The sequence below is a fragment of the Marinomonas sp. UCMA 3892 genome (genome assembly GCF_012726345.1).
GTDB lineage: Bacteria > Pseudomonadota > Gammaproteobacteria > Pseudomonadales > Marinomonadaceae > Marinomonas.
Genome location: NZ_PTXN01000015.1, coordinates 99,755 through 109,451 on the forward strand (window position 1 = coordinate 99,755; position 9,697 = coordinate 109,451).

The 9,697-nt window shown below is 43.8% G+C and carries 8 protein-coding genes; 2 read left to right on the forward strand and 6 right to left on the reverse strand.

Annotated elements, in window-relative coordinates:
* Positions 1–11: 11 nt before the first annotated feature.
* From B6N13_RS18825 to ilvA, 4 genes are all read right to left on the reverse strand, one after another.
* On the reverse strand, positions 12–881 hold the full coding sequence (locus B6N13_RS18825; protein WP_012071793.1) for a DMT family transporter: 870 nt from the start codon (positions 879–881) through the stop codon (positions 12–14).
* A 70-nt stretch (positions 882–951) separates the two neighbouring features.
* Entirely contained in the window at positions 952–1,932 is a 981-nt protein-coding gene (locus B6N13_RS18830; protein WP_169460289.1) for an asparaginase domain-containing protein, read from the reverse strand.
* 113 nt (positions 1,933–2,045) lie between these two features.
* A complete protein-coding gene (gene argS, locus B6N13_RS18835) occupies positions 2,046–3,779 on the reverse strand; it encodes an arginine--tRNA ligase (protein ID WP_169460290.1) in 1,734 nt (577 codons plus the stop codon).
* Positions 3,780–3,913: 134 nt separating this feature from the next.
* Positions 3,914–5,419 carry a threonine ammonia-lyase, biosynthetic gene (gene ilvA, locus B6N13_RS18840; protein WP_169460291.1) on the reverse strand — a complete coding sequence of 502 codons (1,506 nt, stop codon included), beginning with the start codon at positions 5,417–5,419 and terminating at the stop codon, positions 3,914–3,916.
* A 296-nt stretch (positions 5,420–5,715) separates the two neighbouring features.
* On the opposite strand from ilvA, the gene rpiA reads away from it, so the two are divergent.
* Positions 5,716–6,387: a ribose-5-phosphate isomerase RpiA gene (gene rpiA / locus B6N13_RS18845; protein WP_012071797.1), complete on the forward strand. Its 672-nt coding sequence runs from the start codon at positions 5,716–5,718 to the stop codon at positions 6,385–6,387.
* 28 nt (positions 6,388–6,415) lie between these two features.
* Here the strand turns inward: rpiA and B6N13_RS18850 are convergent, their stop codons facing one another.
* Entirely contained in the window at positions 6,416–7,384 is a 969-nt protein-coding gene (locus B6N13_RS18850; protein ID WP_169460292.1) for a zinc transporter ZntB, read from the reverse strand.
* Positions 7,385–7,531: 147 nt separating this feature from the next.
* On the opposite strand from B6N13_RS18850, the gene B6N13_RS18855 reads away from it, so the two are divergent.
* On the forward strand, positions 7,532–8,491 hold the full coding sequence (locus B6N13_RS18855) for a class 1 fructose-bisphosphatase (RefSeq protein ID WP_012071799.1): 960 nt from the start codon (positions 7,532–7,534) through the stop codon (positions 8,489–8,491).
* Positions 8,492–8,592: 101 nt separating this feature from the next.
* On the opposite strand, the gene wrbA is transcribed toward B6N13_RS18855, so the two are convergent.
* On the reverse strand, positions 8,593–9,189 hold the full coding sequence (gene wrbA / locus B6N13_RS18860) for an NAD(P)H:quinone oxidoreductase (RefSeq protein ID WP_169460293.1): 597 nt from the start codon (positions 9,187–9,189) through the stop codon (positions 8,593–8,595).
* Between the last annotated feature and the right edge of the window lie 508 nt (positions 9,190–9,697).

The window sequence follows — 9,697 nt, forward strand, 5'->3', positions numbered from 1 at the left end:
CTTCTCACGCTTCATTTCTCGCTTGGGTTTACTCGGCTAAAATACACACCGACTATCGTTATCACAAAGCCGATAATCTGAATCATGGTCATGGATTCACTAAATAGAAAGTAACTTTCTACTGCGGCTAACGGTGGTGCTAGCAATAACATAGTCGTCACCTGAGATGCTCTGACTTTTCTTAATAACCACACCATCAAGAAAACACCGCCACCTGATAATACCAATACGCCCCAGATAACCAACAAGAAAGACTCTAATTGAACTTTAAAAAGAGTTTCGCCAAGCAACAACATAAAGCCAATAGACACGACACTGGCAGCGAGATTTTGCACAGCCATCGAGCTAAAGATATCTGACGATGAAATCGACATTTTCTGATAAGTGACACCAAGGGATAGAGTAAATATTGCCGCACAAGCTAAGGTAAATGTCAGTAAGGTCACGCCACCATGAGTCATATCCAACTCTAGCGCTGGGCTAACTACCAATAGCAAACCAACAATCCCCACCAGCATACCCACAATGCCTTTAAGCGAGGTCTTTTCCTTAATCAATAAAAAAGCCAACAAGGTAACCAATGCCGGCTGTAACGCACCAATCAGCGCCATCATGCCTGCAGGCAATCCTTTGGCAATGGCCACATAGGCAAAGCCAAGGTAAAAGCCATTCATCAACATGCCAGCAATGATATGTTTCGGTAATTCTTTTATTGGGGGGAAACGTCGGCGCTGCCACAAGGCAATAGCAAGAAACAACAAGCCTGACAGAACAAAACGAATGCTCAAAAAAACGTTAGGATCAATTAGACCAACGATGAATTTTCCCGTGATAAAGCCCGTCGACCAAATAACTACTAAAAGTACATATAAAAATGCCATTCAAATTCCCTTTCTTTTTTAGCAATATGAATTTGCTAAGCGTTACCCGAATAATTTCAAAACTCATTTTCTAGAAGCCAGCTCTAATTTCTTCACTCAAAAGACCTAAACCTATCAAGAAACTCAATTTCACAAACGCAGCTTCGTAAGTCATATCGATCCCCGAAACGACCCCCGCTTTAACCAAGGCAGAACCAGCAGCATAAGCACCAGCAGCAACACTTCCGGCGCCACATTGGCTCACATTGACAATAACAACTCCGCGGTCTGTCGCAGTTTTTAATAGTGCTAAAAGAGCAGGATCTTTATCGGGTGCATTGCCTGCACCATAGCTTAATAACACAGCTCCTTTTACTCTTTCACTCAATAAGCCTTGCCAATGAGCGGCCTGCACACCAGGGAAAACAGGCAGAATAGTTACAGAGCCTTCGTCCATATCTGGGATTTGAATAACCATTGGTTGCTTAATAAGATTCGTAGAGCGCCAACGCCAATCAATACCTAATACGCCTCGCTCAGAGCAATTTGGGGAACTGAAAGCTTGCCAATCACTGGTGTGAGCTTTATGCGCTCGGTCACCTTCTATCAATCGGCCTGCAAAGAATAAAAACACACCATTGCTATTCTTTTCACAATTAAGTTCTTCGCAAGCAGAAATGGCGCCCATAACATTTATCATCGCATCAGTTCGCACCTTATACATAGGCACTTGTGAACCTGTCACGATAATAGGTTTGTCGCTGTGAGCAAACATAAAAGACAACGCTGCCGACGTATAAGCCATGGTGTCTGTACCATGTAATACAATAAAAGCATCGAAGTCATGCCACTTGCTTTCAATATCACGAGCGATGGTTTGCCAGTCCTTTGGGGTCGCATTTGAGGAATCGATCAGTTCTGGGTAGCTTGAAATAACAAAGTCATGACTAAGTTCATCGGCTTCATTTAAATGTTGGATAAGATGATCAGCAAAAGCCGCATCAGGTATCAAGCCTTGATCCGAAGGCACCATACCAATGGTGCCGCCAGTGTAGGCAATATAAATCTTCATTTGCTGATTTTTCCTCTTTGTTAATTCTATTTCAGGACGGGACACTTAAGACATAAAAGGCGCTATTCTTTAGAAAAGCGCCTTTTATTTTACTCATTAGAAACGTAGATAAATTACATACGCTCTAAGGTTTCAATCCCTAGCAAAGACAAGCCAAGTTTCAAGGTTGAAGCGGTATTCAAAGCCAATTGTAAGCGACTATGTTTCACTTCATCCTCGGCATTAAGAATAGGACAAGCTTCATAGAAAGTCATAAAGGTTCCCGCTAGATCATACAAGTAAGCACATAAGAAATGCGGCATACCATCATTAGCGACCTGTTGAATGGCCTCTTCAAACTGACATAACTTAACCGCCAAAGCACGCTCTTGTGGCTCGTCGATCGAGATCTCACCCGTCAAGTTAACGACATCGATTTCCGAACGCTTCACAATACTTGCCACACGAGAATAGGCATACAACAAGTACGGCGCGGTATTGCCTTCGAAACTCAACATAGAGTCCCAATTAAAGACATAATCACTGGTACGGTTCTTCGATAAATCCGCGTATTTAACCGACGCAATACCAACCACACGACCAATGTTACGCAGCTCTTCTTCGTCCATTTCTGGATTCTTCGATGCCACTAATTGATAAGCACGCTCTTGCGCTTCTTCCAATAAAGAAGACAATTTCGCCACGCCACCTGAGCGTGTTTTGAATGGTTTACCATCGCTGCCCATCACAGTACCAAACGGCATGTGCTCTAATTGTGTTTCAGGTTTCACAAAGCCTGCTTTACGAGACAAGGTGAAAATTTGCTGGAAGTGCAAAGACTGGCGCGCATCTACAAAGTACAAAACACGATTCGCATTCAAAGTATGCTGACGGAAACGCACCGCCGCCAAATCCGTTGTGGCATATAAGAAACCGCCACCGGTCTTTTGTACGATAATCGGTGTGATTTCGCCTTCTTTATTAGCAAACTCTTCCATGAAGACACATTGTGCACCATTGGATTCTTGCAGCAAACCTTGTTCTTTCAGCTCGTTAACAACATTGGCAAGGTCATCGTTATAAGCGCTTTCTGGCATCACGTGCTGGCGCTCCAAAGACACGCCAAGCATTTTGTAAGTCTCTTCACAGTGCGTCAGAGAGATATTGATAAACTCATCCCAAAGAGCCAAACATTCTTCATCTCCAGACTGCAACGCCACCACCAATTCACGAGAGCGAGTAGCAAAAGCTTCATCCTCATCGAAACAGGTTTTCGCTGCGCGGTAAAAGGTTTCTAGATCAGAAAGCGCCATGCTGATGGTGGCATTTTCAGAGCGTAAACGTTCCATGTACGCCAACAACATACCAAACTGCGTGCCCCAATCACCCACATGGTTTTGACGCACCACATGATGACCAAAAAACTCTAACGTACGAACAACAGCATCACCAATCACCGTTGAACGAAGGTGTCCAACGTGCATTTCTTTTGCAAGGTTTGGTGAAGAATAATCCACCACAACCGTTTCTGGTGCATCAACAGGATTTACATCAAGACGTTCGCTCGTGCGCAATTGCGTCAGCTCTTTGCTCAACCACACGTTCTTCAAGAAAATATTGATAAAGCCAGGCCCTGCGATTTCCACTTTTTCAGCAAGGTCAGACAAATCTAATTTATCTAATGTGGCTTGAGCGAAATCACGTGGATTCATTTTCAAGGCTTTTGCCGCGCCCATGATGCCATTGGCTTGATAATCACCAAATTGAACTTTTGCAGATTGGCGCACTAACGCTTGCGCCGTATCAGACGCGCCAGCTGCAACCATAGCCGCTTGAATGCGTTGATTTAGAAGAGTTTGAATATTCACAAAGGAGACCTTTAAACAGTAAATATGTCGCTAATAATGGCGACATATTAGAATCACACAGCCCTCTGATCGTTACCAATCAGAGGGCTGAATTCAAAAAATAGTTGCGCTAATGATAACCGATTTTCGCGCTTTTAGCGAAAGAACAGCTTGCAGGCTTCGTTGTTATTTTCATCTTGATAGGGATACCCCAATTCATCCAAATAATGGGTAACATCGGTTTCTTCCCCAACGGCTTGCAGACCAACTAAAACACGACCATAAGCATCGCCATGATTGCGGTAATGGAACATAGAAATATTCCATTGCCCACCCAGTGTATTCAAGAATTTCAATAAAGCACCTGGGCGCTCCGGAAATTCGAAACTGTATAACAACTCACCTTTGTCACTGCGTAAATGACCACCAATCATATGGCGAACATGCACTTTAGCCGTTTCATCATCGGTCAAATCAACAATTTCGTATTCTTTTAAGTCTTCTAATAACTCTTTGCGACTATGAGGGCTGCCGCCCAAGGCAACACCAACGAAAATGACCGCTTCTTGGTCATCTCCATAACGGTAGTTGAATTCAGTAATATTACGCCCCACCAAAGCTTGGCAGAAGTCTTTAAAACTGCCTGGATGCTCAGGAATCTTCACAGCAATAATGGCTTCACGCTTCTCACCCAATTCGGCACGTTCAGACACATGACGCAAGCGGTCAAAATTAACATTTGCACCACTGTTGATAGCGATAAGCGTTTGGCCTTTCGCGTCTTCACGTTCGATGTATTTCTTCAAGCCGGCCAAAGCACAAGCACCAGCCGGTTCAGTAATAGCGCGAGTATCATCGTAGATATCTTTAATCGCAGCGCACATTTCATCTGTGGTTACCGTAATAACTTCATCTACTGTGTCTTTCGCTATCGCAAAGGTATTTTTACCAATTTCAGCCACGGCTACGCCTTCAGCGAAAATACCCACTGTTGGCAAGCGAGTCGGCTCGCCTTTTTCCAGAGCAATTTTTAAACAGGCCGCGTCTTCAGGCTCGACCCCAATGATTTTAATATCTGGGCGAAGATATTTTATGTAAGCGGACACACCAGCGATTAGACCACCACCGCCAACAGGGATAAAAATCGCATCAATGTTGCCTTCATGTTGATGAAGAATTTCCATGCCAATCGTGCCTTGACCAGCGATGGTGTCCAAGTCGTCAAATGGATGAACATAAACTTGGCCTGTTTTCTCCATGATCTCACGAGACTTGGCTGACGCTTCATCAAAAGCATCACCAAATAACACCACCTCAGCACCGTGATTACGAACCGCACTCACCTTTACTTCTGGTGTGGTTGCAGGCATAACGATAGTGGCTTGAATACCCAACTTTTTAGCAGCCAAAGCCAAGCCTTGCGCATGATTTCCCGCTGAGGCGGCAATCACACCACGAGCACGTTCTTCTGGTGTTAACTGACAAATTTTGTTGTATGCCCCACGAATTTTGAAAGAGAAAACCGGCTGTAAGTCTTCTCGCTTCAAAATAATCTCGTTGCCCAATCGATTGGATAATTGATTGGCACGAGACAGTGGTGTTTCTACGGCAACGTCATAAACGCGCGCCTGTAGAATCTTTTTGATCATGGTATGAGGCATAGTGTTTCCTAAACGAATAAAAATAGACAACACGATGTTCTTAAGACATCTACGCTGACTGCTAGTCAAAAAAAACCGAGTAGGAAATATACTCTTTCACTTCCTTTGGCGCAAAGACAGATCGCTTCTAAATACACATTAAAAAAGCATACAATTGATAAATAGTCTGATCTAGCGGGGTAACAATCGGGTCATTAAGTGCCTATAATACGACCACCATCAGAGGTGGCTTATCGTTATAAATAAGCCAAATAATACCGCCCCTAGTAAAATTATAATAGAAGGTGAACATCACCATGACTCAAGATGAATTAAAACAAGCCGTTGCTAAAGCCGCTATGGCTTACATTCAACCTATGTTAGAAGCTGACACTATCGTCGGTGTTGGCACAGGCTCGACAGCAAATCTATTCATTGATGAATTAGCTAAACACAAAGGCTTATTTGACGGTACAGTAGCAAGCTCTGAAGCGTCAGCAGAACGCTTAAAAAAACATGGCATTCCTGTCTATGATCTAAACAGCGTTGACAGTATTCGCGTGTATGTTGATGGTGCAGATGAATCAAATGACAACCTACATTTGATCAAAGGTGGCGGCGCAGCGCTAACACGTGAAAAAATCGTAGCGGCTTGCAGTGATGAGTTTGTCTGTATTGCAGACGAATCTAAACTGGTAAAAGTTCTAGGAGACTTCCCTCTTCCGGTTGAAATCATTCCAATGGCACGCGGCCATGTTGCGCGCGAACTAGTGAAATTGGGCGGTGACCCAGTTTATCGTGAAGGAGTGGTAACCGACAACGGTAACCATATTCTTGACGTCTACAACCTAGAAATTCTAGATCCAATCGCACTGGAAAAAAGCATCGACGGCATTGTCGGCGTAGTGACGAATGGGTTATTCGCGAAACGCTCTGCAGACGTTTTGTTATTAGCAACGAAAGAAGGTATTAAAACACTGAAAAAATAGTCTTCAGTGTTTAGTTAAGAAAAGCCGCTCAAAACCAGCGGCTTTTTCTCATCACCAAGAACTGCCCGCCGCCTAATACCACAAGAACAACACAAAAGAACCAAAACGCCGACCCATTGTCTGTGCCTGGCATACCGCCAATATTGATACCAAACAGTCCTGTCAAAAAGCCCAAAGGCATGAAAATACCCGACAAAATTGATAGCACATACATTCGAGCATTCATCTTTTCAGCTTGTAAATTCGCAAACTCTTCTTGCATCAACAAACAGCGCTCCCGCAACGACTCCAAACCTTCCACATAACGAGTAATGTCGTTAGCCGCTTCTTGTACACGAGCAATTTGCTCAACACTCATCCAAGATATTGCTTCTTGAGATAGCTTATTGATAGCTTCTTTCTGCGGCACCAAAAAACGTCTCAAACGAATCGTTTCAAGACGACGCTGAACAAGCGAATCTCGTTGCCCAGAATCAATACCTTCACCAATGCTCTCTTCTAGATCCGCTAATTCATCTTCCAAATCAGTAATGACTGTTGCCATTCTATCCGTTAACGTTTCCGTTAATGTCGCAACAATATCAGCTGTATTAGTCGGCCCTTCATTGTTATTAAGATCCTTCATGACGCCCTGTACCGACAATAACTTACGTCTTCGACTTGATACTATAAAATGCGGGGTTACCCAAAGGCGTAAAGACACCATATCGGATGGATTCGACTCTGGATTTAGATTAACACCTCTAAGCGTCAGCAATAGACCTTTTCCCATTCTAACGGCACGAGGACGTGTTTCTTCGGCAAATAATGCTTCTACCGCAGTCTCAGGAATTCCCTCTACACTCGACAACCATGTGTAACCCTCTTCTTCATAACAATCTAAATGCACCCATCGACAACCATGTTCAGGCACTGTATGGGGCAAATCTACCAGCGGCAGCGACACCGCACCGCCTTGACCATTAAGTTCTAAATTGTGTACCACAAACGCAGACATATCATTTCCTCTCAACATTTTTCGTAGATTAGCGGAAAACGTTGGCTTTCCCTATTTATTTTGCCTTCATATTCCTACCTTGGCTGACACTCAATGTCTAGAGTGGCATAATTTAAGCAACTTCAAATAACAAGGAAATGCCAGATCATGCAAAATCTACCTGATGTTTTAGCATCCAGCGCGACACCGAAAACATTACAAGATGTGTTAGCGGTCACTACTGATACCTGCATCGCAATTTCTGATGCGCTGAAACAAGGCTCGCTTGCAGGTATTCTAGGCATGGCTGGCAATGAAAATGTTCAAGGCGAAGAACAGAAAAAACTGGATGTCATCTCTAACGATATGCTGAAAGACGCACTGATTTCCTGCCCATCAGTTAGAGCTATTGCCTCAGAAGAAGAAGATTACATAGTGCCAGCCAACACTGATGGCGAATACTTCATTGCTTTTGATCCATTAGACGGCTCTTCTAACATCGATATCAACGCAATGGTCGGCACTATCTTTTCAATCTATCGCCAAACAGGCGACAAACCTGCAACCGAAGCTGATTTTTTAATTCCTGGCAAAGAACAAGTCGCAGCAGGTTATGTTCTCTACGGCCCATCAACCATGTTGGTTCTTACCACTGGCGATGGCGTTAATATGTTTACTTACGACCCAACCAAACGTGTCTTTACGTTAACCCATGAAAAAGTGCAAGTGGCGAAAGATACTCAAGAGTTCGCCATTAACATGTCTAATCAACGCTTCTGGTCTGCGAATATGCAGAGCTACGTAAATGATTTAGTAAAAGGAAAAGAAGGTTCTCGTGGTAAGAACTTTAACATGCGCTGGGTAGCAGCTATGGTGGGTGACGTACACCGTATCCTTTGCCGCGGCGGTATCTTCATCTATCCTTGGGATAATAAAGATCCATCTAAAGCTGGCAAGCTACGCCTAATGTACGAAGCCAACCCAATGGCCATGCTCTTAGAGCAAGCCGGCGGTAAAGCCCACACTCACACACAACGTATTCTTGATATCCAACCAGAAGCCATCCATCAGCGTGTTGCCGTGATTTTAGGCGCGGCAAACGAAGTGGATAAGTGCCTAAGTTATTAACAAAATAAAAGTATTGAACCATCTTAGGCTTAATGTGGATAGGTTGGTTGCAACAAAAAGGGCAAACGGAAACGTTTGCCCTTTCAACTCATAACATAAATTTATGCGCTTAACTTAGCCGCAATTTCAGCAACATGTTTACCTTGGAATCGCGCCATCGCAATCTCTTTGTCTGACGGCATACGACTACCATCAGCACCAGCAATGGTTCCGGCCCCTAGTGGCGAACCGCCTTTCACTTCACTAATATCAGCAAGCTCAGGACAAGAATAAGGCAAACCAACAACGACGAAGCCATGATGGAATAAAGTCGTATGGAAAGACTGTATCGTGGTTTCATTACCACCACCCGTACCAGTGGAAGTGAAAACACTACCGACTTTACCCACAAGCTTACCTTGTGCCCATAAGCCGCCAGTCATATCCAAAAAGTTTCTCATTTGAGAGGCCATATTACCAAAACGCGTTGGCGAACCAAAAATCACGGCATCATAATTTACCAAGTCGTCTGGTTTCGCTACCGGAGCATCTTGATCAAGCTTCACACCTGAGTTTTTAGCCACATCTTCAGGCATCAATTCAGGTACACGCTTAATATCCACTTGAGCTCCAGTACTGCGAGCACCTTGTGCTATTTCATTAGCCATTGCTTCAATATGACCATAACTTGAATAATAAAGAACTAACACTTTTGTCATCTTAAACTCCTTGTTCAATTAAACAGTTCATTCATTGTAGACCTGATTCCCAGAAATTAAAGGCAGCCCGCCAAGGTTTAGCATTGTTTGAACTTTGCTTGGACATTGATGAGGATTTTTTTCAAAGGCCAGTTTCTTTCACGAGGGAAAAGAGCATAGGTCTAATCTAGTGGATAGAAGAGTGAAGGGATTTCTAAATCAAAAGTTGCTTATGCCGTCTTGGTATTGGATTCGCGCAGACGCGTTGAGCTTGCGAAACAGGCGCAAGCGAAGGCAATGACAAGATGGTATTCCTACAGGCAAAAGAATTTTCTGCAGACGAAAAAAAGCCCTGACAGCGTAGCTATCAGGGCCTTCTTAATATAAAGCTTGACGACTGATGCCGACTGTCACATGCGTGTCTTTGATAAAGAGCCCCACACGCATGTGGGAGCAATCCTATTACACCGCCTAAACGAAAAAACCCCGCCCTGCTTAGCAGGACGGGGTTCTTTTCAATATAAAGCTT

Bases quoted from the DNA above. Each gene is read 5' to 3' on its own strand.
- B6N13_RS18855 (WP_012071799.1), top strand. From the start codon at position 7,532: ATGCAAAATCTACCTGATGTTTTAGCATCCAGCGCGACACCGAAAACA.
- B6N13_RS18830 (WP_169460289.1), bottom strand. From the start codon at position 1,932: ATGAAGATTTATATTGCCTACACTGGCGGCACCATTGGTATGGTGCCT.
- rpiA (WP_012071797.1), top strand. From the start codon at position 5,716: ATGACTCAAGATGAATTAAAACAAGCCGTTGCTAAAGCCGCTATGGCT.
- wrbA (WP_169460293.1), bottom strand. From the start codon at position 9,189: ATGACAAAAGTGTTAGTTCTTTATTATTCAAGTTATGGTCATATTGAA.
- B6N13_RS18825 (WP_012071793.1), bottom strand. From the start codon at position 881: ATGGCATTTTTATATGTACTTTTAGTAGTTATTTGGTCGACGGGCTTT.
- ilvA (WP_169460291.1), bottom strand. From the start codon at position 5,419: ATGCCTCATACCATGATCAAAAAGATTCTACAGGCGCGCGTTTATGAC.
- B6N13_RS18850 (WP_169460292.1), bottom strand. From the start codon at position 7,384: ATGTCTGCGTTTGTGGTACACAATTTAGAACTTAATGGTCAAGGCGGT.